The sequence below is a fragment of the Burkholderia sp. IDO3 genome, assembly GCF_003366075.1.
Lineage (GTDB): Bacteria > Pseudomonadota > Gammaproteobacteria > Burkholderiales > Burkholderiaceae > Burkholderia > Burkholderia anthina.
Map to the genome: position 1 here is coordinate 216,866 of NZ_CP028963.1, position 25,775 is coordinate 242,640.

Annotated in this window: 27 protein-coding genes, 1 tRNA gene and 1 pseudogene; 15 read left to right on the plus strand and 14 right to left on the minus strand. The window is 66.7% G+C overall.

Translation table 11 applies throughout. The features are described 5' to 3' along the window. Positions 1-472: 472 nt before the first annotated feature. On the plus strand, positions 473-1,615 hold the full coding sequence (locus DCN14_RS15395; protein WP_096508182.1) for a branched-chain amino acid ABC transporter substrate-binding protein: 1,143 nt from the start codon (positions 473-475) through the stop codon (positions 1,613-1,615). Between the two features lie 94 nt (positions 1,616-1,709). Here DCN14_RS15395 and DCN14_RS15400 read toward each other — a convergent pair whose 3' ends face one another. Beyond that, positions 1,710-2,924 (minus strand): MFS transporter, encoded by a 1,215-nt coding sequence (locus tag DCN14_RS15400; RefSeq protein WP_096508183.1) that lies wholly within the window; start codon positions 2,922-2,924, stop codon positions 1,710-1,712. A 282-nt stretch (positions 2,925-3,206) separates the two neighbouring features. Between DCN14_RS15400 and DCN14_RS15405 the strand changes: the two genes are divergently transcribed. The 3 genes from DCN14_RS15405 (at position 3,207) to DCN14_RS15415 (ending at position 5,909) form a co-directional block, all read left to right on the plus strand. Beyond that, positions 3,207-3,866, plus strand: coding sequence for a pyridoxamine 5'-phosphate oxidase family protein (locus DCN14_RS15405; RefSeq protein ID WP_096508228.1), 660 nt, complete (start codon positions 3,207-3,209; stop codon positions 3,864-3,866). 354 nt (positions 3,867-4,220) lie between these two features. Beyond that, positions 4,221-4,514, plus strand: coding sequence for an H-NS histone family protein (locus DCN14_RS15410; protein ID WP_096508184.1), 294 nt, complete (start codon positions 4,221-4,223; stop codon positions 4,512-4,514). Positions 4,515-4,751: 237 nt separating this feature from the next. Beyond that, positions 4,752-5,909 (plus strand): cation diffusion facilitator family transporter, encoded by a 1,158-nt coding sequence (locus tag DCN14_RS15415; protein ID WP_096508185.1) that lies wholly within the window; start codon positions 4,752-4,754, stop codon positions 5,907-5,909. 31 nt (positions 5,910-5,940) lie between these two features. Here the strand turns inward: DCN14_RS15415 and DCN14_RS15420 are convergent, their stop codons facing one another. From DCN14_RS15420 to DCN14_RS15430, 3 genes are all read right to left on the minus strand, one after another. Next, positions 5,941-6,411: an Lrp/AsnC family transcriptional regulator gene (locus DCN14_RS15420; RefSeq protein ID WP_006477376.1), complete on the minus strand. Its 471-nt coding sequence runs from the start codon at positions 6,409-6,411 to the stop codon at positions 5,941-5,943. Positions 6,412-6,490: 79 nt separating this feature from the next. Beyond that, complete coding sequence (locus DCN14_RS15425) at positions 6,491-7,150, minus strand: exonuclease (RefSeq protein ID WP_096508186.1); 660 nt, start codon at positions 7,148-7,150, stop codon at positions 6,491-6,493. Then, positions 7,147-7,791 (minus strand): MBL fold metallo-hydrolase, encoded by a 645-nt coding sequence (locus tag DCN14_RS15430; protein WP_096508187.1) that lies wholly within the window; start codon positions 7,789-7,791, stop codon positions 7,147-7,149. The genes DCN14_RS15425 and DCN14_RS15430 overlap by 4 nt, the downstream gene beginning before the upstream one ends. A 657-nt stretch (positions 7,792-8,448) precedes the next feature. On the opposite strand from DCN14_RS15430, the gene DCN14_RS15440 reads away from it, so the two are divergent. Then, the gene (locus tag DCN14_RS15440) at positions 8,449-9,060 is read left to right on the plus strand and encodes a septal ring lytic transglycosylase RlpA family protein (protein WP_096508188.1); all 612 of its coding nucleotides are present in this window, start codon (positions 8,449-8,451) and stop codon (positions 9,058-9,060) included. A gap of 84 nt (positions 9,061-9,144) precedes the next feature. Here DCN14_RS15440 and rsmI read toward each other — a convergent pair whose 3' ends face one another. Continuing rightward, positions 9,145-10,023: a 16S rRNA (cytidine(1402)-2'-O)-methyltransferase gene (gene rsmI / locus DCN14_RS15445; protein ID WP_096508189.1), complete on the minus strand. Its 879-nt coding sequence runs from the start codon at positions 10,021-10,023 to the stop codon at positions 9,145-9,147. Between the two features lie 46 nt (positions 10,024-10,069). Between rsmI and DCN14_RS15450 the strand changes: the two genes are divergently transcribed. The 7 genes from DCN14_RS15450 to DCN14_RS15480 all read left to right on the plus strand — a co-directional run bounded on the left by DCN14_RS15450 (position 10,070) and on the right by DCN14_RS15480 (position 14,103). After that, positions 10,070-10,498, plus strand: coding sequence for a YraN family protein (locus DCN14_RS15450; RefSeq protein ID WP_172441947.1), 429 nt, complete (start codon positions 10,070-10,072; stop codon positions 10,496-10,498). A gap of 126 nt (positions 10,499-10,624) precedes the next feature. After that, a complete protein-coding gene (locus DCN14_RS15455; protein ID WP_096508191.1) occupies positions 10,625-11,209 on the plus strand; it encodes an SIS domain-containing protein in 585 nt (194 codons plus the stop codon). 17 nt (positions 11,210-11,226) lie between these two features. After that, the gene (locus tag DCN14_RS15460) at positions 11,227-12,024 is read left to right on the plus strand and encodes a BON domain-containing protein (protein WP_096508192.1); all 798 of its coding nucleotides are present in this window, start codon (positions 11,227-11,229) and stop codon (positions 12,022-12,024) included. Next, the gene (locus DCN14_RS15465; RefSeq protein ID WP_096508193.1) at positions 12,021-12,374 is read left to right on the plus strand and encodes a c-type cytochrome; all 354 of its coding nucleotides are present in this window, start codon (positions 12,021-12,023) and stop codon (positions 12,372-12,374) included. The genes DCN14_RS15460 and DCN14_RS15465 overlap by 4 nt, the downstream gene beginning before the upstream one ends. 64 nt (positions 12,375-12,438) lie before the next feature. Continuing rightward, a tRNA-Ala gene (locus DCN14_RS15470) sits at positions 12,439-12,514 on the plus strand. Between the two features lie 411 nt (positions 12,515-12,925). Next, positions 12,926-13,678: a hypothetical protein gene (locus tag DCN14_RS15475; RefSeq protein ID WP_096508194.1), complete on the plus strand. Its 753-nt coding sequence runs from the start codon at positions 12,926-12,928 to the stop codon at positions 13,676-13,678. Next, positions 13,675-14,103 (plus strand): DUF4279 domain-containing protein, encoded by a 429-nt coding sequence (locus tag DCN14_RS15480; protein ID WP_096508195.1) that lies wholly within the window; start codon positions 13,675-13,677, stop codon positions 14,101-14,103. Before DCN14_RS15475 ends, DCN14_RS15480 begins: the two co-directional genes overlap by 4 nt. Here DCN14_RS15480 and DCN14_RS38705 read toward each other — a convergent pair. From DCN14_RS38705 to DCN14_RS15500, 4 genes and pseudogenes are all read right to left on the minus strand, one after another. Then, a pseudogene (locus DCN14_RS38705) lies at positions 14,057-14,376 on the minus strand (hypothetical protein); the annotation flags it as partial. The gene DCN14_RS15480 and the pseudogene DCN14_RS38705 sit on opposite strands and share 47 nt — an antisense overlap. Positions 14,377-14,462: 86 nt before the next feature. Next, positions 14,463-14,774 (minus strand): hypothetical protein, encoded by a 312-nt coding sequence (locus DCN14_RS15490; RefSeq protein ID WP_096508196.1) that lies wholly within the window; start codon positions 14,772-14,774, stop codon positions 14,463-14,465. 138 nt (positions 14,775-14,912) lie between these two features. Further along, positions 14,913-16,310, minus strand: a complete 1,398-nt coding sequence (locus DCN14_RS15495; RefSeq protein ID WP_096508229.1) for an enolase C-terminal domain-like protein — start codon at positions 16,308-16,310, stop codon at positions 14,913-14,915. Between the two features lie 62 nt (positions 16,311-16,372). Then, positions 16,373-17,713 carry an MFS transporter gene (locus tag DCN14_RS15500; protein ID WP_096508197.1) on the minus strand — a complete coding sequence of 447 codons (1,341 nt, stop codon included), beginning with the start codon at positions 17,711-17,713 and terminating at the stop codon, positions 16,373-16,375. A gap of 296 nt (positions 17,714-18,009) precedes the next feature. Here DCN14_RS15500 and DCN14_RS15505 point away from each other — a divergent pair, with 296 nt between their 5' ends. Together DCN14_RS15505 and DCN14_RS15510 are read left to right on the plus strand one after the other, a co-directional pair. Continuing rightward, positions 18,010-18,654 carry a DUF2239 family protein gene (locus DCN14_RS15505; RefSeq protein WP_096508230.1) on the plus strand — a complete coding sequence of 215 codons (645 nt, stop codon included), beginning with the start codon at positions 18,010-18,012 and terminating at the stop codon, positions 18,652-18,654. Positions 18,655-18,670: 16 nt separating this feature from the next. Beyond that, positions 18,671-20,002 carry a carotenoid oxygenase family protein gene (locus DCN14_RS15510; protein ID WP_096508198.1) on the plus strand — a complete coding sequence of 444 codons (1,332 nt, stop codon included), beginning with the start codon at positions 18,671-18,673 and terminating at the stop codon, positions 20,000-20,002. 19 nt (positions 20,003-20,021) lie between these two features. Here the strand turns inward: DCN14_RS15510 and DCN14_RS15515 are convergent, their stop codons facing one another. The 4 genes from DCN14_RS15515 to DCN14_RS15530 are packed head-to-tail and all read right to left on the minus strand — an operon-like array spanning position 20,022 to position 24,292. Next, positions 20,022-21,188: an ABC transporter permease gene (locus DCN14_RS15515; RefSeq protein WP_096508199.1), complete on the minus strand. Its 1,167-nt coding sequence runs from the start codon at positions 21,186-21,188 to the stop codon at positions 20,022-20,024. A 16-nt stretch (positions 21,189-21,204) separates the two neighbouring features. After that, on the minus strand, positions 21,205-22,359 hold the full coding sequence (locus DCN14_RS15520; protein ID WP_096508200.1) for an ABC transporter permease: 1,155 nt from the start codon (positions 22,357-22,359) through the stop codon (positions 21,205-21,207). Between the two features lie 18 nt (positions 22,360-22,377). Continuing rightward, positions 22,378-23,076 (minus strand): ABC transporter ATP-binding protein, encoded by a 699-nt coding sequence (locus DCN14_RS15525; protein ID WP_096508231.1) that lies wholly within the window; start codon positions 23,074-23,076, stop codon positions 22,378-22,380. A gap of 10 nt (positions 23,077-23,086) precedes the next feature. After that, entirely contained in the window at positions 23,087-24,292 is a 1,206-nt protein-coding gene (locus DCN14_RS15530) for an efflux RND transporter periplasmic adaptor subunit (protein ID WP_096508201.1), read from the minus strand. A 367-nt stretch (positions 24,293-24,659) separates the two neighbouring features. On the opposite strand from DCN14_RS15530, the gene DCN14_RS15535 reads away from it, so the two are divergent. Beyond that, the gene (locus DCN14_RS15535; protein ID WP_096508202.1) at positions 24,660-24,893 is read left to right on the plus strand and encodes a hypothetical protein; all 234 of its coding nucleotides are present in this window, start codon (positions 24,660-24,662) and stop codon (positions 24,891-24,893) included. Positions 24,894-24,973: 80 nt separating this feature from the next. Here the strand turns inward: DCN14_RS15535 and DCN14_RS15540 are convergent, their stop codons facing one another. Further along, complete coding sequence (locus DCN14_RS15540; RefSeq protein ID WP_096508203.1) at positions 24,974-25,735, minus strand: Mut7-C RNAse domain-containing protein; 762 nt, start codon at positions 25,733-25,735, stop codon at positions 24,974-24,976. Between the last annotated feature and the right edge of the window lie 40 nt (positions 25,736-25,775).

Below are 25,775 nucleotides of genomic sequence, written 5' to 3' on the forward strand. Positions count from 1 at the left end.
GATGCCTGCATGAAAGCGTCGATGCCCGCACGAGCCGTCCGGAAGCGGTCTGAACGGTTCGTCGCAGATCCCGAAACGCGCGTGTTGTCACGCGCGTTTCATTCAACGATCCCGTGCACAAAATACCGAATCGAAATGGCGCGGGAATGCTTTAAAGCGAGCTTTCATCCAGCTTCTGACGATTAGCGGAAACCCTTATCCGGCGGGGCTTGCAGCGATATTCGAGTGGTTATTCCAAAGCGCCGTATCGGTAGTGTTACCACTACCCCAAAAAAGTCCCACAAATTAATTTGATCACCTACACTTGCGCGCAAGTACGGGCGGGCAGTTGCTAAAAGCGGCTGTTTCTCCACGTGCTTGAGGCCAAGTGCATGAACGATGCAACCGGCGAATCGTCCAGTGAATGCAAACACAGGGATGGCAGCGGGGCACCGGGCGATGGCGTTTATTGGGACCGAAACTGGAGACTTACATGAATATCAAGATGCAAAAGCTGTTGCCGATCACCGCTGCGGCGATGCTGTGCGTTGCAGCTGCAAGCAACGCGGCCGCCGATCAAGTCGTCAAGATCGGCCACGTCGCGCCTTTGACGGGCGGTATTGCACACCTGGGCAAGGACAACGAAAACGGTGCACGTCTCGCAGTGGAGGAGATCAACGCGAAGGGTCTCTCGATCGGCGGCCAGAAGATCACGCTGCAACTGGATGCGCAGGATGACGCGGCCGACCCGCGCCAGGCCACGCAGGTTGCGCAGAAGCTCGTCGACGACAAGGTCGTCGCGGTGGTCGGCCACCTGAACTCGGGCACGTCGATCCCGGCCTCGAAGATCTACAGCGATGCGGGCATCGTGCAGATCTCGCCGTCGGCGACCAACCCGGCATACACGCAGCAAGGCTTCAAGACCACGTACCGCGTGGTGGCGACCGATGCGCAGCAGGGCCCGGCACTGGCGAACTACGCGCACTCGAAGGGCATCAAGAGCGTGGCGGTGGTCGACGATTCGACCGCTTACGGCCAGGGTCTCGCGAACGAGTTCGAGAAGAAGGCGAAAGCGCTCGGCCTGAAGGTGATGTCGCACGACGCGACCAACGACAAGGCGGTCGACTTCCGCGCGATTCTGACCAAGATCAAGGGCGAGAATCCGGACGCAATCATGTACGGCGGCATGGACGCCACCGGCGGCCCGTTCGCGAAACAGGCGAAGCAGCTCGGCCTGCGCGCGAAGATCTTCGCGGGCGACGGCGTGTGCACGGAGAAGCTGGCCGACCTGGCCGGCGATGCGACCGACAACATCGTGTGCTCGGAAGCGGGTGCGTCGCTCGAGAAGATGCCGGGCGGTGCCGCGTTCAAGGCGAAGTACGAGAAGCGTTTCGGCCAGCCGATCCAGATCTACGCACCGTTCACGTACGATGCCGTGTACATCATCGTCGATGCGATGAAGCGCGCGAACTCGACGGACCCGGCGAAGATCCTCGCGGCCATGCCGGCGACGAACTACACGGGCGTGATCGGCACGACGACCTTCGACTCGAAGGGCGACCTGCAGCACGGCGTGATTTCGCTGTACAACTACAAGAGCGGCAAGAAGACGCTGCTCGACGAAGTGAAGATGTAAGCTGAAAAGCGGTCGACAGAAGGGGTGAAGGCGCGCCTGCGGCAACGCAGGCGCGCTTTCTTTTGAGGGAGCCGCATCAGGCGCGGCGCGCCCGTCAGATCTTCAGATGCGCGAGCACCTTCGGCGCGACGCCCGCGACGAGCGCCGCGCACAGCGCGACCACCGACAGCCCGATGGTCAGGTTCGCGGCTTGCGCGACCGCGCCGATCACGACCGGACCGAACAGCAATCCGAAATACGCGAGCCCGGCCACGTGCGCGAGGCCTTCGGCCGCGTGGATTCCCTTCACGCGCGCGGCCGCGGCGAACAGCACGGGCATCATGTTCGCGAGGCCGAGGCCCATCAGCGTGAAACCCGTCAGTACCGCTATCGGGTTCGGCAGCAGCAGGGCGCCGACCATCCCCGCGCACGCGAGCGACGCGCTGACGAACACGAGCTGCGGTGCGCCGAAGCGCGCCCGCACGGCGTCGCCCGCGAAGCGCGCGATCGCCATGCCGCCGGAGAAGGCGGCATACGCGGCGCTCGCGAGCGCCGGGCTCGCCGCGACCACGTCGCGCATGTAGACCGTCGCCCAGTCGTACATCGCGCCTTCGGCGATCAGCGCGACGAGCGCGATGCCGCCGAGCATCCACAGCGCCGACGAGCGCCAGCGATTGCCGCCGCCATGCGCGTGTTCGTGATGCGGCACGTGCGGCAGCACGGCCGGGCTCGCGGCCAGCAGCACCGCCGCGCTGACGGCCGCCGCGAGCGCCAGGTGCACGGCCGGCGCCATGCCGGCCGACAGCAGCGCACCGCCGGCCGCCGCGCCCGACATCCCGCCGATGCTGAACATCCCGTGCAGCGACGACATGATCGGCTTGCCGAGCGCGATCTCGACCGCGCTCGCCTCGGCGTTCATCGCGACGTCCAGCGTGGCCATCGAGAAACCGAACAGCGCGAGCACGACGAGCAGCATCCAGTAGTCGGGCACGACGAGGATCAGCGCCGCGCACGCGGACAGCACGAGGCCGCCCGCGAGGCACGCGGTTTGCGAGCCGACGCGCGCGATCCAGCGCGCGATCGTCAGCATCGCGGCGATCGAGCCGCCCGCGACCGCGAACAGCGCGATCGACAGCAGCCCCGGGCTCAGCGCGAACTTGTCGCGCACGGTCGGCACGTGCACGCCCCAGGACGCGTACATCATGCCGGCGATGAAGAACAGCGCCATCGTCGCCGTGCGCGCGCGCTGGCGGACCGGCAGGGCCAGCACGCGATGCGCGTCGGGCGCGGCGGCGAAATCGGACGAGGATCGGGAGGAAGATTCGGACACGGGATGCTCTTCGATGGAAAATGCGCAGGCGCGTCGCGCCCGTCTGATTCGTCCGATTCTATCGAACCGCTTACCGTCTTGCCGGCGCACTGGCCGTCCGGCCGATCGGGCGCGACCGCACGCGGCATCGGCGCGGGCGCATTCGTTATCCATCCGGCCGATGCGTGGCAGGTCGCGCGCGCAGGTAACATCGATGCACATGCGTGGTGCCCGGCGCGTGGCACGCATTGCGCGCCCGTCCGCCGTCATCGCCGCGTCCGCCTTTCGACCGCAGGAGTCACCGTGAACATCGATCCCGCCCTTGCCCTGCACCTGCTGCACCGCTGCGCGCTGGGCACGCTCGCGACCCACGCGCGCGACCCGCAGGGTTTTCCGTATCCGACGGTCGTCCCGTTTGCGCCCGATGCAAGCCATCGGCCCGTGATTCTCGTGAGCCGTCTTGCCGAACATACGCGCAATCTCGCCGCCGACCCGCGCGCGGGCTTTCTCGTGGTCGACGCACCGGACGGCGACGTGCTCAATGCCGAGCGCGCGACGCTGCTCGGCCGTTTCGTGCCGCTCGGCGACGATCCGCATGTCGCCGCACGCTACGTGCGCTACGAACCGGACGCCGCGCGCTATCTCGCGCTCGGCGATTTCACGTTCTGGGCGCTGGACATCGAGCGGCTGCGCTATATCGGCGGTTTTGGCCGGATGGGCTGGGTGGACGGCGCGGGGCTCGACGCGCGGCCGCCGCTCGGGTTCGACGAAGAACGGGCGCTCTGGGGCGCCTACGATGCGAGCGATGCGCGCCGCGACGGGCTCGAACTGCTCGGCGTGGACCGCCACGGCGCCGACTGGCGCTGCGACGGCCGCCGCGTACGCACGCCATTCGATGTAACGCCGGCTGATTCGGACGCATTGCGCGATCGGCTGATTGCATGCGCGCGTGATGTGACGTGACGTCGCGCATGCCGGTTTGCGCGTTTGGCAGGCCGCGAGCGGCGATTTTCGCAAACTTGTCGCCAGATGAAAGCTTCGATTTTGCGCATGCAGGGTAATTGCGTATGCTGACAGGCCTAATACGCGATCGGTAATGTCCTAATCTCTATGTAACCGCGAACAAATTTGAGAAAAGGCCGTGGCGGCCCAAAATGACGTGTGTGATTTACAATTGGTCTCGGGATTTTCATGAATCCCGCTTCTATCAAATCTTTTTTGTGCTAATCTCTGCCTTCGAAAATCCGAGGCACCAATATTCCATGAATGGTTAGCCGGCTGCAGACCGGTGCCATTGGTCATATAGAAAGGGAAACTATGTCTTCTTACAAGGACCTGCTGGCCCAGCGGGAGAAGCTGGAGAAGCAAATCGAAGAAGCGAAGTCGCGTGAATACGCTGAAGTGCTGAATGACGTGAAGCAGAAAATTGCCGACTACGGTTTTTCGCTCGCGGAACTCGGCCTGAGCCGCGCGAAGGCAGGTAAAGTCGGTCGTCCGCGCGCAGGCGTGGCGGCAAAATACCGCGATCCGGAAACGGGCGCGACGTGGTCGGGCCGCGGCAAGCCGCCGCGCTGGATCGCCGGCAAGGACCGCGAACAATTCTCGATTTAAGCAAACGTTTAAGTCGTTGTCTCAAAAGAGCCGCGTATCCGTGCAGGAGCGCGGCTTTTTTGTATGGTGGTATCGGAATGTATGCGTGGTGTCATGAAAATGTCAGAAACGCCGTGTGAATGGGAATGCAACCCGTTCGCATAACCGGTTGATTTAACTGGGGAATTTAGGGTTATCGGAATGCCCGGAGGGCTTCGTTTGATAGAATTCCGTACCCCAACCGATATCTCGTATTTCATGTCCACGTTTTCCGGTGACGCGCAAAGCGCCGATAAGCACGCGGTCGCGCGCAAGAGCACCCTCGTCAGTATTGTGCTGAATGTCGTGCTTGCGACGTTTCAGATCGTCGTGGGGGTGGTTGCGCATTCGCAGGCGTTGATTGCCGACGGCGTTCATTCGATTTCCGATTTGATCTCGGATTTTGTCGTGCTGGTTGCGAATCGTCATAGTGGCGCATCGCCGGACGCCGACCACAATTACGGGCACAGCCGTTACGAGACGGTCGCATCGCTGTTTCTCGGTGCGATCCTGATCGCGGTCGGTATCGGCATGCTCTGGCGTGCCGGCAATCGTCTCGTAAATCTCGAAAACATTCCGGCCGTGCATTTCTCCGCGCTGATTGTCGCGCTGACGGTGCTCGTGTCGAAAGAGGCGCTGTTCCGCTACATGCTGCGCGAGGCACGGCGCGTGCGTTCGGCGATGCTCGTCGCGAACGCCTGGCATGCGCGCTCGGATGCCGCATCGTCGCTCGTCGTGGCGATCGGCATCGTCGGCAGCCTGGCCGGGGTGCGGCTGCTCGATCCGATCGCGGCCGCGATCGTCGGCTTCATGGTCGCGCGCATGGGCTGGACGTTCGGCTATGACGCGTTGCAGGACCTGTCCGATCGCGCGCTCGACACGACCGACACGGACGAGATCCGTGCACTGCTCACGGCGACGCCCGGCGTGCGCGACGTGCACGACCTGCGCACGCGCAAGATGGGCGATGCCGCGCTCGTCGACGCGCATATCCTGGTCGATCCGATGATCTCGGTATCGGAAGGGCACTACATCGCGGAAACCGCGCGTGCGCGTGTGTTGCGCGATCCGCGCGTGCTGGATGCGCTGATTCACGTCGATCCGGAGAACGATGCGGCGCGTCGTCCGGCGCTCGCGCTGCCCCCGCGCGTCGAAATCACGGCGCGGCTCGACGAAGCGCTCGCGCAGCGCGGGCTGCGTGCGGACGCGATCGACCTGCACTACCTGAGCACGGGGCTGGAGATCGACGTGACGCTCGCCGCGGATGCGGGCGATACCGACGCGGCGCTGGCCGGCCGGCTCGACGTCGATGCGCTGAAGCGCCAGTTCGGCGCGCGCCGGATCGGCTTCACGCGCGCGCTGCCTGCGCCGGCGTGACGCCGGCGCGCTCGCGAGCGCGCGCCGCGCGTTACAGCGGCAACTGCGTGTCGAACTTGATTTCGCGCAGCACGACGCTCGTGCGTACCTGCGACACCGCCGGGATCTTGAAGATCCGTTCGTGCAGGAAGACGTCGTAGGCCTTGATGTCGGGGGCGACGATCTTGAGGATGTAGTCGGCTTCGCCCGTCGTGCTGTAGCACTCGGTGACTTCCGGGCAGGTCGCGATCTCGCGCTCGAACTGCTCGACGCCGCCTTCGTTGTGGCGGGTCAGGTGCACGTGCGCGAGCGCGCACACATGCAGGCCGAGCTTCTCGCGATCGAGCAGCGCGGTATAGCGCTGGATCACGCCGGATTGCTCCATGTCCTTGATGCGGCGCCAGCACGGCGTGCTCGACAGGCCGACCTGATCGGAAATTTCCTGAACGGAACGGCGCGCGTCGAGCTGCAACAGGCGAAGGATTTTTTGCGAAAAGGAATCGAGCGTCACCTGCGCCTCCATGCGGCAGCTACAACACGCTGAATGTTAGAGGGCCGGGAAAGGAAAGGCAATCTGACGGCGTGTCGATGAGCGAGATTCGCTAATTTGTGCGCGGATCCGTGGGATTTTGCCCCGCCCCCGCGTGTTCCGACCGGTCGGTGTCGGACACGGCGAGGCCCGCGAGCGCAGCCTGCTGACGGCGCAGGTCGGCGAGCATGTTGCAGAACAGCGCGCCTTGCTCGATGGCGTCGTCGAGCGCGACGTGCGTATGCGGGTGATCGTCGAACCAGTGCTTCGGAAAGCGCGGCTTGATGGCCTTGCGGTACGGCAGGCCCGTTATCGCGAACGCGAGCGTCTTGATGTCGAGCGCCGACCACGAGAACGGGCAGCGGCCCGCGAAGCGCATCATGTACCAGAACATGAACGTGAAATCGAAGCCGGCCGGCATCGCGACGAACACCGGCTTGCCGGGCAGCGCCTCGACCCACTCGACGTACGCGACGAGTGCGGCCTCGGGCGCCTGCAGGTCGCGCCGGCATGCGGCCCACGCGTCGGGTTCGGTCTTCCACCACGCTTCCTGTACCGGATGGGCGTGGGCGCCGGGCAGCGTCTCGAGGTTCGCCGAGAACGTCGCGATCAGTTGCTTGTCCTCGGTATAGGCGGCCGACGCGAAGCTCAGCATCGAGTGCGGGCCGGGAATCGGGCCGTCGGCCTCGACGTCGGTGCTGACGTAGATTTCGGGGATGGCGGTCTGGTTCATCCGTATGCCTTGTCGGACACGAACGGATTCGTGCGGCGCTCGTCGCCGAAGGTGGACACAGGGCCGTGGCCCGGCACGAACGTGACGTCGTCGCCGAGCGGCCACAGCTTTTCCTTGATCGAACGCACGAGGTCCGCGTGATTGCCGCGCGGGAAGTCGGTGCGGCCGATCGAGCCGGCGAACAATACGTCGCCGACGATCGCGACGCGATGCGCGCGGCTGAAGAACACGACGTGACCGGGCGTGTGGCCCGGGCAGTGATAGACCTCGAGCGTTTCGTCGCCGAACTTTACGGTGTCGCCGTCGTTCAGCCAGTGATCCGGCTCGAAGGTTTCGGCGGCCGGAAAGCCGAAGCGCTGGCTCTGCATCGGCAACTGCTCGATCCAGAAGCGTTCGTCTTCCTGCGGCCCCACGATCGGCACGCCGTAATGCGTGGCGAGCGCCTTCGCACCTGCGCAGTGATCGACGTGCCCGTGCGTGAGCAGCACTTTCTCGACCTGCACGTTCTGCCGCGCGATCTCGTGTTCGATCCGTTCGAGATCGCCACCCGGATCGACGACGGCGGCGCGGCCGGTCTTTTCGCAGACGAGCAGCGAGCAGTTCTGCTGGAATGGCGTGACCGGGATGAGCGTGACTTTCATGAGGGCACCGGCGGCTAAAAGGAGCGATTGTACCGGTCGCGCGAGCCGCCTGCCGGCCCTGCCGAGGGGCGCACGGCGCACGCCGTGCGGGCAATCCCGGAGCATCCGATTGTTACCGCCATAGTGAGAATCAATGGCTGGGGAGGGGCAGATTTCGAGATGGGGTTTTGATTTATGTATAATGCGCCCCATTGCGCGTGAATTTCACGCAATTCGCTGGTGTTTCGGCCCCGTTAAATGGGGTGTCGGATTCACCGTCAAGCATCGACCGCCGGGGAGTCCGGCGGTGTATCCAGCACCGAGCATTCGGTGCTCACGTCTTGTCCGGCCGGGTGCTGCGCGCCCGCCTGCGGCCTTGCTGCCGCGCCGCCGGATGAGGCCTGTGCCGCCGTTCCTGTGCGTTGGCTGTATGCGACGCGCGCGAACGTGAAAGCCATGTTCGATGGCGGCATGTGGGGTCTGGTCAGGCTGCCGGGGACAGGTTGCGCCAGACGTGAAAACTAATCAGGACGGTTGCGGCAGAGACGAAAGCCGCGCCCATGCTAGCCGCCTGCTCGCATCCGAGCGGGGCGTGCACGCATTTGCCGTCCGGGCCGCGTATCTGCGTTGTTGAGCAGCGTTGTATCGGTGCGGCCCGAACCAGAAGGCGACACGTCGATGAATTTTCGATTTCCGACTCGATTCGGGACCATTGCAATATTTTTTGCGTTGACGGGCTGTGCGGTGCCACCCAGCCAGACCACCGGCAACGCCAATCAGAAGGGCGCGGTCGACAAGACGGCCGCTGCCGCGAAAGCGGACAGTGACAAGCAGCAACTGAATTTCGATTCCGCGCTGGCGTCGATGCCGGCTGCCGACAGCAAGGACGCGAACAAGTCTTCGCTGGCGGACGCCGAGCCGATCGACGGCAAGGACGTATCCGATTTCCGCCAGACGGGCCGGGCTTCGTGGTATGGCCGCGATTTCCACGGCCGCCGCACCGCGAACGGCGAGCGCTTCAACATGAACGCGCTGACCGCCGCGCATCGCACGCTGCCGCTGTCTTCGTACATCAAGGTGACGAACGCGTCGACCGGCAAGTGGGTCGTCGTGAAGGTCAACGATCGCGGGCCGTTCAAGCGTGGCCGTGTGCTCGACCTGTCGTATGCGGCCGCCAAGATCATCGGTCTCGTGCATGCCGGCACGGGCCGCGTGAAGATCGAAGGGCTGTCGCCGCAGGAAGCGCGCGAGGCGCGCGACGAGATGTTCGCGTCGCTGTCGTCGAAGTAACGCGACGGTTTGTCCGTCCATGCAAAAAGGCTGCCTCGGGCAGCCTTTTTTCGCTTCAGCGGTTTGTGCCGCGCACGTCGCGCGTCAACCTTCCTTCAGCGTCAGCGCGCGTGCGTACAGTGTGTTGCGCGACGCGCCCGTCAGCGCCGCCGCGAGCTTCGCGGCGCTCTTCACCGGCACTTCTTCCAACAGCAGCTTGAGCAGCGCGTCGTGCGCGGTGTCGTCGGCTTCGTCGCGATTGGCCGGCGCGCCTTCGACGACCAGCACGAACTCGCCGCGCTGCCGGTTCGCATCGCCGTCGAGCCAGGTCTGTCCTTCGGCCAGGGTGCCCTGGAACAACTGCTCGTGTAGCTTGGTGAGCTCGCGCGCGATCAGCAGCCGGCGTGCGGGGCCGAATGCGTCGGCCAGTGCGGCGACGGTTTCGGCGATCCGGTGCGGCGCTTCGTAGAACACCAGCGCATACGGATGCTGCACGAGCGCCTGCAGTGTGCTGGCGCGCTGCTTCGTCTTCGGCGGCAGGAAGCCCGCGAACGTGAACGTGCCGGCCCAGTCGCCCGCCACGCTCAGCGCGGTCACGGCCGCGCTCGCGCCCGGCAGCGGAACTACCGCGAAGCCCGCGGTGCGCACGGCGTCGACGAGCCGCGCGCCGGGGTCCGAAATGCCGGGCGTGCCGGCGTCCGACACGTACGCCACGCGTTCGCCCGCGCGCAGCAGCTCGATCACGCGCAGCGCGGCTTCGCGTTCGTTGTGCTCGTGCACGGCGACGAGCGGTTTCGAGATCCCGTAGCGGGCGAGCAGCTGGCCCGTGTTGCGGGTGTCTTCGGCGGCGATGCGGTCGGCGAGGCCGAGCACGTGCAGCGCGCGCAGCGTGATGTCGGCGGTGTTGCCGATCGGCGTCGCGACCACGTAGAGCGTGGCGCTCGGGTAATGCTGCGTTTGCGCGAGTTCGAGGAGGGCAGTCATGGCAGGCAATGCGCGCAATCGCGGCGCAAGCGGAACAAGGACGGCATTGTGCCACGCGCAGCCGGCCGCGCCGGGCGGCGCGCGCGGTTTGCCGGCTGCCGGCGACAACTTTTCCGGCGCCGCTCGATCCAAACCCGTCGGCGCGGCGTTCGAGCAGCGTGCGCGGCAGTTCCTCGAGCGTCGCGGCCTCGCGTTCGTCGCGGCCAACGTGACGATGCGCGGCGGCGAGCTCGACCTCGTGATGCGAGCGCCCGACGGCGTGCTCGTGTTCGTCGAGGTGCGTGCGCGGCGCAGCACGCGGCATGGCGGTGCGGCCGCCAGCGTCGGCTGGCGCAAGCGGCAGCGTTTGATCGCGGCGGCGCTCGGTTTCTGGGCGCGGCACGGCGCGGGCGCCGCGTGCCGCTTCGACGTCGTCGCGTTCGAGGCCGGCCGGCTCGAATGGCTGCGCGACGCATTTCGTACCGACGATGTGTAGCCGCGAGCTGTGACGAGATGTAAAGAGTTCTTGCCGTACCCCCGGAGAGGGTGCCGGAGTGCGGTAAACTCGCCGCACCCATGATGTCGCGCGCTGCGTGCCACGCGCCCAGTTCACCAGGAATCGATGTCAGTCGAACGTATTCAGCAACATTTCCGCGACAGTGCCGCGCTTCACGCCGAGGCGGCCGACGCGCTGTCGCTGCCGATCGCAGCCGCGGTCGATGCGATGTTCGCCGCGCTGGCGAACGGCAACAAGATCGTCGCGTGCGGCGACGGCCCGTCGGCCGCTGCTGCGCACTACCTCGCCGTGTCCCTCGTCGGCGGCTTCGAGCGCGAGCGCCCGGGCCTGCCGGCGATTGCGCTGGCCACCGATGCGTCGCAGGGCGGGCTCACCGGTGCGAGCGCTGCCGATCAGCTGTTCGCGCAGCAGGTGCGCGTGCTCGGGCAGACCGGCGACATCCTGCTGGTGCTCGACGCGGGCGGCGCGTCGCCGCGCGTGCTGGCCGCGATCGACGAGGCGCACGAGCGCGAGATGACCGTCGTCGCGCTGACCGGCGGCAACGGCCATGCAGTCGCCGCCGCGCTGTCCGACACCGATATCCCGATCAGCGTGCCCGCGTCTCGCGCGGCGCGCGTCCACGAAGTCCATCTGCTGACCATCCACTGCCTGTGCGACGGCATCGACGCGATGCTGCTGGGTGAGGATTGAACGAAGGAGAGCCGTCGATGAATCAAAGCCGCGTCAAAGGGACGCTCGTCAGAACCACGTTGCTCGTCGCGCTGACGGCGGGCCTTGCCGTGTCGCTGCAGGGCTGCGTACTCGGCGTGCTGGGTGCCGCGGCAGGCGGCGGCGCGCTGATCGCGACCGACCGCCGTACGCTCGGCGCGCAGACGGAGGATCGCGAGATCCAGGTCAAGTCGCTCACGCAGATCAACAACGGGCTGCCGGATCAGTCGCACGTGAACGTGACGGTGTTCAACCGCCGCGTGCTGCTGACGGGTGAGGTGCCGAACGATGCGTCGAAGCAGCGTGCCGAAGAGATCGTGCGCGGCATCAACAACGTGAACGGGATCGTCAACGAGCTGTCGGTCGAGCCGGCGTCGTCGCTGTCGTCGCGCGCGAACGACTCGTATCTCGAAGGGCGCGTGAAGTCCGAGCTGATCGCGACGAAGGGGCTGTCGGCGAACTACTACAAGGTCGTCAGCGAGCGCGGCAATATCTACCTGATGGGCCTCGTGACGGTCGACGAAGGCAATCGCGGCGCCGATGCGGCGAGCCAGGTGCCGGGCGTCGAGAAGGTCGTGAAGGTGTTCCAGTACATCCAGCCGCAGGACGCGCAGGCGTTGCAGGCTGCGTCGCCGAGCGATGCGTCCGGCGCGCAGGCCGCCGCCGTCCCCGCGGATTCCGCGACGGTCGGTGCGGTGCCCGATGCGTCGGTCCAGTCCACCCCGCTGCAACCGCCCGCGCCGATCTCGAATTCGTCGAGCGTGCACCCGGGCAACCCGAAGGCGACGCCGCAATGAAGCTGATGCAGATCAAACACTGGATGGTGCAGGGCGCCGCGGCTGGGGCGCTCGCGGCCGGTGTGCTCGGCACCGCGCATGCCGATGTCGCCGATGGCCTGAGGGTCGCGCGCGGCAATGCCTGCATGGGCTGCCACGCAGTGGACCGCAAGCTCGTCGGCCCGTCGTTCAAGGACATCGCCGCACGCTACAAGTCCGATCCGCAGGCTGTCGCGAAGCTGTCGAAGAAAGTGAAGGACGGCGGCTCGGGGGTGTGGGGTGCGATTCCGATGCCGGCGCACCCGCGCATGAGCGATGCGGATCTGCGTTCCGTGGTCGAATGGGTGCTGGCGGGCGCGCCGTCGAAGTGACGCATTTGGGTAGCGAACCCCTATTGCCAAGCGCAGAAATGCATGTGTATGATGGTTGTCTGTTGGGGCGGTAGCTCAGCTGGGAGAGCGTCGCGTTCGCAATGCGAAGGTCGGGAGTTCGATCCTCCTCCGCTCCACCAAGAATTCCAGTAAAAACAACGCACTACGTCTTGCGATGTAGTGCGTTGTTTTGCATTTGGGAGCAGGATTTGCCATGCGCTGAAGACTGACAGCATGGCTGAAGCCCGGTCGTAACGGTTGGACACAAACTGACCGGCGCGTCCATTACACGTTCGTCGTGCCTCTTCCCGCGCAACGGCGCTGCAACTTCTTGCTCGATCCATACCGCACTCATATCTGACGGGCCTCGGCTGCAAGCGCGTTGCACCGGTACGGCAACCTGCACGACCTGTTTTATTCGTTGATAGAAATCGTACGCCGCACCTGGATTCCCGTGCCCGATGCTGCTCATACCGCCGTCCGTCACAAATTGACTGGACGCTATTCCGTGTTGCTCAATTAATCAGACAATAATTTGAGAGCATCGCGGCATGGCGTCGGTGATGATCGATATGGGGTTCGGGAAGCGCGCGACGCTGTCTGGCGGCCGCGGGTCGCGACAGTCGCTTGAACAGCGCGCCGCTGTCTCGGAACTGATGCTGCATTGGCCGAGGTATGCCGGGTTGATGACCGGGGCCATTGGCTATCTTCGAGAATTGGGGCTCGCTGGAACATCGGCGGGTGATCCGGTGGCCGCGCTCAGGTCTGCCATCGAGGACGGGAGGGTGTCCGTATCTATCGACCGCCCCGTGGCCCGTGGCGGCGTTGCTGGGCGCGCGCCCTCTACACCGCCTTTCCCAAGAGCAAGTAGGCTCGCCAGCGTGCCGGGAGTGGCCGCGCTGCCCGTAGACAAACCTCTCCCCGGTTGGGCAGTGCCCAACGACGTGTCGGCGGATGAACTGATTGGCTATTTGCAGAGCGTGGTTGCAGGGACTGCTGGAGCGGCCCCTCAATTGGCGAACTCGCTTGACCCAGGTACTCCAGGTACTCCGTTAGGCAGTGCGGACGTGTTTGACTATGCGGATGGCCCTTTGAGTGGTGACGTAGAACAGTTAGCAGCATCCACTACCAACCCGAACTATGCGGCCAAAATGCTAGGGTACGCTCGGGATATCTTTGGCGGGATGGTCCATTCGATGAAGGACGACCTTGGCCTTGGCGGTGCTGACAATGTCACTTGGCACGACAATGGCAACGTTGAATTTCAAGGCGAAGTCATCGGCAACATGCACGATTACAAATGAGGTTGAGATTGGGTTCACATCAACTCGCAAACGCGTCATTCACAATCTCAGGTGATAACGTCGCTCCGGAGTTCTGGACTGGCTATTTCGGCGTTACGCCTGATATAGCCGTCACCAAGGGGCAGCATTTTGTCACGCCGACCGGCCGAACCAGCAGCTGTCCGGGCCGAACGGGCGTATGGGGGATACGCAGCAGCGAGTCTGTCCAGGGCGATCAATTGGAACCGCATCTACGTTATCTCATCAGGCATCTGGGCCTGCCCCGCCAAGACCTACGCGAACTTATCGAGGGCGCGGGCGCGCGGGTCCGTTTCTTCTGCTACTGGGCGAACTACAGCGGCGACCGTGTACCGGATGTGCCGGACGACGTGCGATCCCTCATGGAGTCGCTTGGGGGCGTGGTAGATATCGATGAATACCGATAACGCGCGGTTGGCGCAGGGGGCACTCAGCACAAGCCCGCTTGACGGTCGCCGCGCTCACGCCGAAATGTTCCGCCGTCTGTGCGATGGTCGCCCTCCCAGCCGCCAGCCCTTAATCTCGGCGTAGTCGGCCGCGCGTTGGCGGCCGACGTATTTTCCCCTCTACCCTGGCGATGGCGACGCCTCGGCACTGCATTTCAGCGCGGCTTTCGTAATCGGCTTCACCCTGCGTTGCCTGAATGCCGGTACGGCATCGCGCGTAGTTTTCGCAATCGGGGCTGCGTGAAATGATGGCGTCTCTCGGCGGGACAGTAGAGATTGACGAGTACAGATAACCCCGAAGCGCTCCGCCACATCGCGGCCTAGCTCAGCAGGCCCTGAATCGTCTGGAATGTCGGCACCGACAACGCCGCGAACGCTGCCGCGACAATCGCGAGCAGCGCGAGCTTTTTCCGCAGCAGCACGCAGATGCCGATACCTGCCGCATAGAACGCGCAACTGAGCAGGATCGTCAGCCACATCCATCCATAACCGGCGCCGCCTTCGAAGTGCGACGTGTTCGCCGTCAGCCTCAGCGCGACATAGCCTGCGACGGTCGTGCTGGCCGGCAGGCACAGGATCGAGCAAGGCACGATGACGAGGAGCAGGCGCAGGGTCGGGTCGAGTGGCTTCATCGCGAGGCGGTTCCTTCTTGCTGGGCGGCCGCGTCGATCCGTTCGCGATGCCGGCGCGGCGACGGATCGGGCAGCCGGCAGGATGCAATCGTTTGCACGGTTTGGCAATCGTGGATCGCATTGCCTGCCGCCCCGCCATCACCCCCGCCCGAAACTCGGCCGCTTCGGATCGTACGTCCACCCCGGTGCCAGATAACGCATCGCGACCGCATCGTCGCGCGCGGTACCGCCCACTTCCCGGTACAACGCATGCGCGGCCTCGACCTGCGCCATGTCGAGCTCGATCCCGAGCCCCGGCCGCTCCGGCACGGCCACCTGGCCGCCGACGATCTCCAGCGGCTCGCGCGTGAGCCGCGCATCGCCTTCCTGCCAGATCCAGTGCGTATCGATCGCGGTGATCGTGCCGGGCGCCGCCGCGGCCGCATGCGTGAACATCGCGAGCGACACGTCGAAGTGGTTGTTCGAATGCGAGCCCCACGTGAGCCCCCAGTCGCGGCACAGTTGCGCGAGCCGCACCGAGCCCTGCATCGTCCAGAAGTGCGGATCGGCGAGCGGGATGTCCACCGCCTGCAGTCGTACCGCATGATCCATCTGCCGCCAGTCGGTCGCGATCATGTTGGTCGCGGTCGGGATGCCGGTTGCGCGGCGGAATTCGGCCATCACTTCGCGGCCGGAATAACCGCCTTCCGGCCCGCATGGATCTTCCGCATACGCGAGCAGGTGGCCTTGCCCGCGACACAGCGCGACCGCTTCGTCGAGCGACCACGCGCCGTTCGGATCGAGCGTCGCGCGCGCGTCGGGAAAGCGCGCCTTGATCGCGGCGATCGCTTCCATCTCGTCCGCGCCGGCCATCACGCCGCCCTTCAGCTTGAAATCGGCGAAGCCGTAGCGCTCGACCGCGGCCTCGGCCTGCTGCGCGATCGCGGCCGGCGTGAGCGCCGCTTCGTTGCGCAGCCGGAACCACGGGTCTGCCGCGCGCGTCTCGTCGCGATACGGCAGGTCGGTGCGGCGCCGCTCGCCGATATAGAACAGGTACGCGAGCATCGGCACCGCGTCGCGCTGCTGGCCTTCGCCGAGCAGTGCCGCGACCGGCACGTCGAGATGCTGGCCCAGCAGGTCGAGCAGCGCGGCCTCGATCGCGGTGATCACGTTGTCGAGCCGCAGGTTGATCTCGTGCGGCTGGCGCAGCACGGCCGCCTCGCCGGCCGACGTCACCTCGTGCTGGATGGTGCGGCCGGCGCCCGCACCGGCGCCGGACAGCGCCGCGCGCACCGCGTTGAGCGTCGCCTGGTAGCGTCCGATCGACTGGCCGACGACGAGATCGGTCATCCGTTCGAGCGCGTGGCGGATACCTTCGCCGCCCGGCACTTCGCCGACGCCCGTATGCCCGCTGCTGTCGTCGAGGATCACGAGGTTGCGTGTGAAATACGGTGCGTGCGCACCACACAGGTTCAGCAGCATGCTGTCGCGGCCGGCGACGGGGATCACCTGCATGCGCGTGACGCGCGGCGTGCCGGCACGGCGGGATTCGGACATCGGTTCGCTCCTGGTTCCGTAATGCGCGGGCCCGCCGGACGCACCGGCGCGGCCCGCGCCGTTCATGTCAGCTCGACGCGGTGGATCTCGCCGACGACGAACAGGTAGCAGATCACAGCGACGAGCGCGTGCGCGACGACGTAGACGAGCGCGCCGTTGAACGAGCCGCTGCGGTCGACGATATAGCCGATCGCGATCGGCGTCGTGATGCTGGAAAGGTTGCCGCACGTGTTGAGCAGCGCGCCGCTCAGGCCCGCGATCTGACGCGGCGCGGTATCGGCGTTGACGGCCCAGCCGAGCGCGCCGAGCCCCTTGCCGAAGAACGACAGCGCCATGAACAGCACGACGAGCACGTGCGAGTCGGTGTAGTTGCAGACGATCATCGACATCGACAGCAGCATGCCGATCACGATCGGCACCTTGCGGGCGACCGACAGCGACCGGCCCTGCTTGAGCAGCGCGTCGGACACGACGCCGCCGAGTATCCCGCCGAGGAACCCGCATACGGCCGGGATCGACGCGACGAGCCCCGCGTTGAGGATCGACATCCCGCGCGCCTGCACGAGATAGACGGGAAACCACGTGATGAAGAAATAGGTGAGTGCGTTGATGCAGTACTGCGCGACGTACACGCCGACCAGCATCCGGTTTCTCAGCAGCGCCTTCACGTGATGCAGCGACGGGCCGCCGTCGCGCGCGCCGGTCGCCTGGTCGATGTTGACGAGCGCGCCGCCTTCGGTGAGGTAGTCGAGCTCCGCGCGGTTGATGCGCGGATGCACCTTCGGGTCGTACATCGTGCGGTTCCACACGAGCACGAACGCGAAGCCGAGCACGCCCATCACCGCGAACACCGATTGCCAGCCGAACGCATGCACGAGCCAGCCCATCAGCGGCGCGAACACGACGGTCGCCGCGTACTGCGCGGCATTGAAGATCGCCGACGCGGTGCCGCGCTCGGGCGCCGGGAACCAGGTGGACACGATCCGGCTGTTGGCGGGGAACGACGGCGCCTCGGCCGCGCCGACCAGGAAGCGCAGCCCGAACAGCAGCGCGAACGCGGCGGCGCCGCCGAAGAAGCCGATCGTTCCCTGCAACAGCGTGAACAGCGACCAGAAGAAGATGCTGCAGGCATAGACGATGCGCGACCCGAAGCGGTCGAGCAGCCAGCCGCCCGGCAGTTGCGCGACCACGTACGACCAGCCGAACGCCGAGAAGATGAAGCCGATCTGCACATGGTTCAGGTGCAGCGAACGGGCGAGGGCGGGCCCCGCGATCGCGATCGCCGCGCGATCCGCGTAGTTGATGGTCGTGACTGCGAACAGCACGGCCAGCACGAGCCAGCGCACGCGGGTGCGCCGGGCCGTTGCCGACGCGGACGCCGGCAGCGCTTGAAGCGGATTCATGACTGTCTCCTCCGAAGGGCGGAAGGTGCCGTCGTGCGGCAGGCGCGTCGGGTGCGCGCGTTTTTCGCGGGGGCGCTGCCGGCCGGAATCCGGACGCCGGACTGGCGGGCAGCGCGTCCGGATCATTCTGTCATGGCGATATTTGCGTTTTCATGCCAATTAATGACTTGATCGATTCAACATTTGAATCGATTGGTCGTGACAGTGAACAAAAATTTTACCCGGGTGATATTGACATCCAATTTATACCCGGATAAAAATATCGTCATTCCGATTCCTGCCCACGGGCAACCATGATGACCACTTCCACGCTGCTTCCTTCCTGCACGGCTTTCGACGGCCATCGGCGCATTGCGTCCGGCCCGCCCGCGACGGTGGCGCTCGCGGTCCGGCAGGCGGCCGGCGAGGCGATGTCCGGCGCGATCGTGATTTTCGACGACGCGACCGGCCGCTCGATCGACCTCGACCTGCGCGGGTCGGACGACGAAGTACGGGCGCGCTACGCGCTGCCGCCGGCCGATGCGTCTGCCGGCGCCAATCCCTCTGCGTCGACCGGCGAGCCGGCCGGCGCGGGCGAACAGCGGGGTCGCGGCCGTCCGAAGCTGGGCGTCGTATCGCGCGAAGTCACGTTGCTGCCGCGTCACTGGGACTGGCTCGCCGCGCAGCCAGGCGGCGCGTCGGTCGCGCTGCGCAAGCTCGTCGAGGACGCGCGGCGCACGCATGCGGCGGCCGACCGGCGCCGCGACGCGCAGGCGCGCGCGTACCACTTCATGTCGGCGATCGCGGGCGACTTGCCCGGTTTCGAGGAAGCCGCGCGTGCGCTGTACGCGAACGACCTCGCGCGGATGGCCGAGCTGATCGCCGGCTGGCCGGACGACGTGCGCGACCATGCGCTCGCCCTGGCGCGCGGCGATCTGCCGCCGTCGACCGAAGGCTGCTGACGGAGGGCGCGACGCGATGACGACCTTCGATCTGAACCGCGGTGCGATCGCGCCGGTCGCCGACGAAGCCGACCTCGTCGACCTGCGGGTGAGCGGCACGATCCCGCCTGACCTCGACGGCACGCTGCTGCGCAACGGCCCGAACCCGCCGGGCGGCCGCTTCGAAGGCAACGACATGCTGTCGTGGTGGCCGGAGGCCGCGATGCTGCACGCGATCGCGTTCGAAAACGGCCGCGCGGCCGGCTACCGGAACCGCTGGGCGCGCACGCAACGCTGGGCCGCCGTGCATGCGCCCGCACAGGGGCCGCATCTGCCCGACACGAATCCGAACGTGAGCGTGCTGCGGCATGCGGGCGAATTGCTCGCGCTGTCGGAGGGCGGCGCGCCGTTCGCGATCACCGCCGCGCTCGATTCGCTCGGCGTGAGCGCGCGGCACGCGGGCTTCGGCGGCGGGATGACCGCGCATCCGAAGGTCGATCCGGTGACGGGCGAACTGATCGCGTTTCGCGCGGACTGGCGCGCGCCGTGGCTGCGCTACGGTGTCGCGGACGCGCAGGGCGTGCAGCGCGTCGACATCGAGGTCGACGTGAGCGCGCCGTCGATGATGCACGATCTCGCGATCACCGAAACCCGCAGCCTGCTGCTCGACCTGAACGTGGGCTACGACTTTTCGATGCTCGAGCGGGGCCACCGGATGCCGCTGCGCTGGCACGACGACCGCGCCGCGCGGATCGGCGTGATCCCGCGCCACGGTGGCGACGTGCAGTGGTTCGGCATCGAGCCGTGCTTCATCATGCACGTCGTGAACGCATACGACTGCGACGCGTCGTGCATCGTGCTCGATGCGGTGCGTTATCCGTGGTTCCTGCGGCTCGATGCGCGCACGGGCCGCTTTGCCGAGAATCCGCTCGGCGAGCTGTGGCGCTACGTGATCGATACCGCGAACGGGCTGGTCGACGAAGGGCCGCTCGCCGACGGCGGCATCGAGTTGCCGCGCATCAACGAAAGCCGGACGGGGCGCCGCTACCGCTACCTGTATGCGGTCGAGCAGCCGAACAACGCGGAAATGCGCGGCGTGATGCGCTTCGACCACGCGCGCGGCACGAGCACGCATTACACGGTACCGGCCGGCGACCAGAACGGCGAGCCGGTGTTCGTGCCGCGTCCGGGCGGCACCGACGAGGACGACGGCTGGCTGCTGGTGGTGGTCTACCGCGCGGCGACGGATACGAGCGACGTCGTGATCCTCGATGCGCGCGCGATCGAGGCAGGGCCGGTCGCGACCGTGCACCTGCCGCGCCGCGTGCCGGCCGGGTTCCACGGCGCATGGGTGCCGCGCGAGCGTTGAGCGTGAGCGGCTGCGTGCGTCACTGCGCGCGCAGCGCGTCGACGATGTTCAGCCGCGCGGCGCGCATCGCCGGCAGGAACCCGCCGACGAGCCCCATCACCAGCGAGAACAGCAGCGTCTTCACGATGATCGCCGGGGTCAGCACGAAACGGAACGACAGGTCCGAGAACGTCTGGAAGTTGGTCGTCGAGAACGATGCGAACCCCATCAGCGATGCGCACGCGAGCCCCATCACCCCACCGACGAAGCCGAGCAGCAGCGCTTCCAGCAGGAACGCCGCGAGCACGTTCATGCGCTTGAAGCCGAGCGCGCGCAGCGTGCCGATCTCGGCGGTGCGGTTCGCGACCGATGCGTACATCGTGATCATCGCGCCGATCATCGCGGCGATCGAGAAGATCGTCGACAGCGTGATGCCGAGGATGTTGATGAAGGTCGACAGCGCCTTCGACTGGTCGCCGTAGAAGGTTTGCTCGCGTTTCGCTTCGTCGGTCAGGCGCGGATCGACGTCGATGTCGGCCTTGAAGCGCGCGAAGCCGTCGGCGCTCGGGATGCGCAGCACCATCGACGAATAGCTGGTGCGCCGGAACGACTGCATCAACTGATCGACGTCGCCCCAGATCTCCGAATCGAAGCCGCTGCCGCCCGCGTCGAACACGCCGACGACCGTCCAGTCGCGCTGCGCGAAATGCAGGCTGTCGCCGAGCTGCGTGCCGCTGAAACCTTTCGCGATCGCGCTGCCGACGATGATCTCCGACGAGCCCGGCGCGAACGGGCGGCCGGCCACGAGCTTCACGCGCGAACGCAGCGCGAGGCCGGCCGGCGACACGCCGCGGATCACGACGTTCGACGGCTTGCCGGTCGACGTCTTCACGAGCGAGATCAGCACGACGGCTTCCTTCGACACGAGCGGCCGGCCGTCGGGGCCGAGCGCGACGGCCGGATGCATCTCGAGCGCGTTCGCCTGCTGATGGTCGATCGAGCTTTGAATCTCGGTTTCCGCGCCTTTGCGGATCACCACGACGTTGTCCGGTTCGCCGGTCGACACGAGCGTCTGCGTGAGCCCCGCATCGAGCATCTGCACCGTCGCGAACACGAAGATGACGAGCGCCATCCCGCCCGCGGTGAGCGCGGTGGTGAGCCGCCGGGTCCACAGGTTGCGCGCGATGTAGGTGAGGGGAATCGCCATTGCAGTCTGTCCCGGCCTACCCGATCGCCCGCAGGCCTTCGACCACGCGCACGCGCGCGGCCTGCCACGCCGGCACGAGCGCGGCCGCGATGCCGACCGCGACCGAGCACGCGGCCTGCAGCGCCATCGTTTCGGTCGACACCCTGAACACCGGGAAGATGCCGCCCGCCGCCTGCTTGAAGAGGCTCGCGGCCGGCGGCGTCGCGAGCATCCCGAGGCCGCCGCCGGCCACCGCGATCACGACCGATTCGCCGAACACGATCAGCGCGAGAAAGCCGGGACCGAAGCCGAGCGCCTTCAGCGTCGCGTACTCGGCGGTGCGCTCGCGCGCGCTCATCGCCATCGCGTTGGCCATCACGGCCATGATGATCAGGATCACGACATACGACACGACACGGATCGCCGCGATGATCTGGTTCGACATCGCGACGAAACCGAGCTGGAACGCCTGCTCGGTCTCGGTCAGCGTTTCGGCGAGCGAGTTCTTGAAGACGGCATCGACGTTGCGCGCGATGGTGGCGCCGTCGTCCGGGTTCGCGACGCCGACCACGAACACGCCGACCTGGTCGGCTTGTTTCGGCGTGCGCTTGCGCACCGTCTCGTTCAGGTAGTCCCAGTGGAACACCAGCTGGCGCGTGATCGTCGAATCGTCGCGGCCGTCGAGGATCCCGCGCACGACGAAGTCCCACGTGCCGGGGTAGATCGTCCCTTTCAGCGGAATCACGTCGCCGACCTTGAAGCCGAACTGCGTCGCGAGCTGGCGCCCGACGAGGCAGCCGCGGCGATCGCGGTCGTAGTCGGCGCGCTGCTGCGCGGGAAGAATGAATTCGGGGTAAAGGTCGAGGTAGTTGTCCGACACCGCGAAGCTCGCGAAGAAGTTCTTCGGATCGCGATACACGCCGCCGAACCAGTTCGAGCGAACCACCGTCGTCACGCCGTCCACGCCGCGAATCCGGTTCTCGTAGCTGACCGGCAGCGGGAACACGAGCGAGATCGCGTTGCGCGTGACGAGCCGTCCGCTCGACGCGGCGGCCGCGCCCGCGTACCACGCGTCGACGACGGTATGCAGCAGCCCGAACGCCAGCACCGCGATGGTCAGCCCGAGCACGGTCAGCAGCGTGCGCAGCCGGTGCCGCAGCGCATTGCGTGCGATCAGCTTCAGCACGTACATCGTGCGCGCTCCCGTCGGTCAGACGGCGTGCCCATCGATGAGCTCCCCTTTTTCCAGATGCACGAGCGATTGCGCGGCGCCGGCCGCATGCGCGTCGTGGGTCACCATGATGATGGTCTTGCCGAGCTCGGCGTTCATCCGCTGCAGCATCGCGAGCACGTCGGTGGCCGATGCGCGGTCGAGGTCGCCGGTCGGCTCGTCCGCGACGATCAGCACGGGATCGGTGATCAGCGCGCGCGCGATCGCGACGCGCTGCTGCTGGCCGCCCGACAGCTCGGACGGGTAATGGCTCGTCCGGTCGCCCAGGTTCACCATGTCGAGCACCAGCTCGACGCGCTCGCGCCGTTCGCGGCGCGACAGATGCGTGAGCATCAGCGGCAGCTCGACGTTCTCGAACGCGGTCAGCACCGGCATCAGGTTGTAGAACTGGAAGATGAAGCCGACGTTTGCCGCGCGCCATTCGGCCAGTTGCGCCTCCTCGAGCCGCGAGATGTCGAGGCCGCCCACGCGCAGCTCGCCGCTGTCGGGCCGGTCGATGCCGGCGACGAGATTGAGCAGCGTGCTCTTGCCGGAGCCGGACGGCCCCATCAGCGCGACGAAGTCGCCTTCGCCGATGTCGAGCGTGATGTCGGTCAGCACCGGCACGACCTGGTTGCCGCGCCGGTACGACTTCGCGACGTGGCTGATCTCGACGAGGGGCGGCGATGCGTCGTTCACGCGCGGCACGCTATTTCTTCGCGACGGTCACTTTCGCGCCGTCCTTCAGTTTTGCGCCCGGCGCGAGCACGACCGTGTCGCCGGGCTTCACGCCGCGGACCGCGACCAGCTCGCCGATCCGCGTGCCGGCCGTCACCGTCGCCGCGTGCACGGTGTCGCCCTTCACGACGAACACGACCGGCCGGCCGTCGCGCTCGACCACCGCGCTCGCCTGCACGGCCGTCACCGGCTGCCGGTCCTGCGGCGTCGCCGGCTTCGACAGGAACGCGATCTTCGCGCTCATGTCGGGCAGCACGCGCTCGTCGCGGTCGACGAAACGCACTTTCACGAGCACGGTCGCCTTCGAGCGATCGACGGTCGGAACGATGCGCGACACGCGGCCTGCGAAGCGCATGTCCGGCAGCGCGTCGAGCTGGATTTCGCACGGCTGCTCGGCACGGATGGTCGCGATGTTCGATTCGGCGACGTCGGCTTCGACCTCGAGCGTGTCCATGTCGGCGATCGTCACGACCGCGCCCTTGCTGTCCGAGGCGGACGAGAACGGCGTGATGTTGTCGCCGACGTTCGCGTGCTTCGCGAGCACGATCCCGTCGAACGGCGCGCGGATCACCGTCTGGTCGACCGCGACCTGCGCGGCCTGCGCGTTGGCTTCGGCGGACGCGATCGCGGCCTGGTCGCTGTTGACCGATGCGCGGGCCTTGTTCACGCGGGCCGTGTCGATGTCGAGCTGCGCGGCCGGCACCGCGCCCTTCGGCGCGAGCACCGCGGTGCGGCGCAGCGCGATCTCGGCATCCTTCAGTTCGGCCTGCTCGACGCCGAGGTTTGCGTGGGCGACCTTCACCTGTGCAAGCGCCTGCGCGAGCGATGCCTCGACGTCGCTGCTTTCGAGCCGCGCGATGATCTCGTCCTTCTTCACGCGCGTGCCTTCGAGCACGCCGAGCCATTCGACGCGCCCCTGGCCCTTCGACGCGACCGCGGCCTTGCGCTGCGGCACGACATAGCCGGTCGCATTGAGCTGCGTGTCGTTCTGGTAAGGGTAGGCGGACGTGACGGACGTCGTGTCGACCGTCGGCCGGCCGGTGAGGAGAAGTGCGGCGATGATCGCGGCGATCAGGATTGCGGCCGCGACCGCGTAGCGGACCCACCGGCGCCGGCGTGGCGCGGGCGCGATCGGACGCCGGTCGATTTTCAGTTTGTCCAGATTGTGATCGGGCAATTTGGGCGCCTCGCGACGGCGGCGGTCTCATGACCGGCCGCGATCCGTTGGAACGGAAGGAGGCCAGTATAGCGTTGCCGCAACGGGCGCGAGAGCCGGTTTGTCGGACGATTGGCAGACGCCCGGGCGGCATGTCGCGCGGGCCCGCGGCCTGCGCCTCCGGGGAAACCCGAAGATTGCAAGGAACGTGTCAACTGGCCGCGCGGGCGGTGCGTTATGGAGCCAGTGCGTCAGTATTTGTCGAGGCGAAAAGGCGAGAGCCGAGCCGCCCGGCGGCGACCGGAAACCCGGCGCGACTGACGTTCCGATGCGGATGCCTCGCATCTTTACCGGTACGTTTGACTTTTTCTCCGCTAAAGGAAGAACAATGAAGAAGACGCTCGCTTCGATCATGACCGCAGCATTCGCTCTCGCATCGGTTTCGGCATTCGCACAGGCGTCCGCGCCGGCAGCCGACACGTCGGCCGCAGCACCGGCACCGGCCAAGAAGGATCACAGCAAGCCGAAGCACGCGCTGAAGCACCACGGTTCGGCGAAGGGCAAGGCGAAGGCCGCCGCCGCTTCGGCAGCCGGCACGAACGACGCAGGCGCAGCAAACTAAGCGCGTCTCGCCGGGGCCGGCACTGCCGGCCGCCCGTCGCGAAACCCCGCACGCTTCCGGCATGCGGGGTTTTGTTTTTTTCAGGCGTCTGGAAGGTCCGGCGTGCCGGCCGGCGGCGCGCGCATCGCGTCGACCACCGCGCGCATGCGCCGCCAGTGCGAGCCTTCCCAGAACACGCGTCCGCACACGTCGCACGCGGCAAAGCGCCGGTGCCGCTGGCGCACGCCGGCCGGCACCCGCGGCGCGGCGGCTGCCGCATCGAGCGGGTGCAGCGGCGCGTTGCAGCGCAGGCACAGCCGGAACGGGCGCATGTACGGCGCGAGGTCGAGCCGCGCGAACAGCTCGCGCAACTGCTCGGCCGGCTGCTGCGCATGCAGGTAGCAGCCGCGCACGACCGCCCGGCGCTTGAGCAGCTCGCGGTCGCGGGTCAGCACGGCGCGGTCTTCGCGCACGGCGAGCGCGACGAGCGCGTCGTCGCGGTAGTGGTTGTCGTAGCAGGTGTCGAAGCCGGCGAGCCGCAGTAACTGCGCGAGGCCGCCGAGATGCGCGTCGGCGACGAAGCGCCAGCGCTCCGGTTGCGGCGCGGGCGCGCCGTTCCCGGCCGGTCGGGCGTGCTGCGGGTGGATGTCGACGCGCTCGCCGCCGCCGAGCGGCCGGTCGAGGTCGGCCGGCGCGCCGTTTACGCAAAGCTCGCCGATTTCCGTATGCGGGACGCCGAGCGCCTCGATCGCATGCTTGAGCGTCGCGTCGCGCGCAAACGCATGCGTGAACGCGCATTCGCGCCGTGCCCGCGCGAGAAACGCGTTCAGTTCGCCGTGGAAGCGGAAGGTCGCGGTCGCCATTCGCCCAGTATCGCACCGCGCACGGCCGGCGGCGGCCGCT

Bases quoted from the DNA above. Each gene is read 5' to 3' on its own strand.
- DCN14_RS15395 (WP_096508182.1), top strand. From the start codon at position 473: ATGAATATCAAGATGCAAAAGCTGTTGCCGATCACCGCTGCGGCGATG.
- DCN14_RS15410 (WP_096508184.1), top strand. From the start codon at position 4,221: ATGTCTTCTTACAAGGACCTGCTGGCCCAGCGGGAGAAGCTGGAGAAG.
- DCN14_RS15415 (WP_096508185.1), top strand. From the start codon at position 4,752: ATGTCCACGTTTTCCGGTGACGCGCAAAGCGCCGATAAGCACGCGGTC.
- DCN14_RS15420 (WP_006477376.1), bottom strand. From the start codon at position 6,411: ATGGAGGCGCAGGTGACGCTCGATTCCTTTTCGCAAAAAATCCTTCGC.
- DCN14_RS15425 (WP_096508186.1), bottom strand. From the start codon at position 7,150: ATGAACCAGACCGCCATCCCCGAAATCTACGTCAGCACCGACGTCGAG.
- DCN14_RS15430 (WP_096508187.1), bottom strand. From the start codon at position 7,791: ATGAAAGTCACGCTCATCCCGGTCACGCCATTCCAGCAGAACTGCTCG.
- DCN14_RS15440 (WP_096508188.1), top strand. From the start codon at position 8,449: ATGAATTTTCGATTTCCGACTCGATTCGGGACCATTGCAATATTTTTT.
- rsmI (WP_096508189.1), bottom strand. From the start codon at position 10,023: ATGACTGCCCTCCTCGAACTCGCGCAAACGCAGCATTACCCGAGCGCC.
- DCN14_RS15455 (WP_096508191.1), top strand. From the start codon at position 10,625: ATGTCAGTCGAACGTATTCAGCAACATTTCCGCGACAGTGCCGCGCTT.
- DCN14_RS15460 (WP_096508192.1), top strand. From the start codon at position 11,227: ATGAATCAAAGCCGCGTCAAAGGGACGCTCGTCAGAACCACGTTGCTC.
- DCN14_RS15465 (WP_096508193.1), top strand. From the start codon at position 12,021: ATGAAGCTGATGCAGATCAAACACTGGATGGTGCAGGGCGCCGCGGCT.
- DCN14_RS15475 (WP_096508194.1), top strand. From the start codon at position 12,926: ATGGCGTCGGTGATGATCGATATGGGGTTCGGGAAGCGCGCGACGCTG.
- DCN14_RS15480 (WP_096508195.1), top strand. From the start codon at position 13,675: ATGAGGTTGAGATTGGGTTCACATCAACTCGCAAACGCGTCATTCACA.
- DCN14_RS15490 (WP_096508196.1), bottom strand. From the start codon at position 14,774: ATGAAGCCACTCGACCCGACCCTGCGCCTGCTCCTCGTCATCGTGCCT.
- DCN14_RS15495 (WP_096508229.1), bottom strand. From the start codon at position 16,310: ATGTCCGAATCCCGCCGTGCCGGCACGCCGCGCGTCACGCGCATGCAG.
- DCN14_RS15500 (WP_096508197.1), bottom strand. From the start codon at position 17,713: ATGAATCCGCTTCAAGCGCTGCCGGCGTCCGCGTCGGCAACGGCCCGG.
- DCN14_RS15505 (WP_096508230.1), top strand. From the start codon at position 18,010: ATGACCACTTCCACGCTGCTTCCTTCCTGCACGGCTTTCGACGGCCAT.
- DCN14_RS15510 (WP_096508198.1), top strand. From the start codon at position 18,671: ATGACGACCTTCGATCTGAACCGCGGTGCGATCGCGCCGGTCGCCGAC.
- DCN14_RS15515 (WP_096508199.1), bottom strand. From the start codon at position 21,188: ATGGCGATTCCCCTCACCTACATCGCGCGCAACCTGTGGACCCGGCGG.
- DCN14_RS15520 (WP_096508200.1), bottom strand. From the start codon at position 22,359: ATGTACGTGCTGAAGCTGATCGCACGCAATGCGCTGCGGCACCGGCTG.
- DCN14_RS15535 (WP_096508202.1), top strand. From the start codon at position 24,660: ATGAAGAAGACGCTCGCTTCGATCATGACCGCAGCATTCGCTCTCGCA.
- DCN14_RS15540 (WP_096508203.1), bottom strand. From the start codon at position 25,735: ATGGCGACCGCGACCTTCCGCTTCCACGGCGAACTGAACGCGTTTCTC.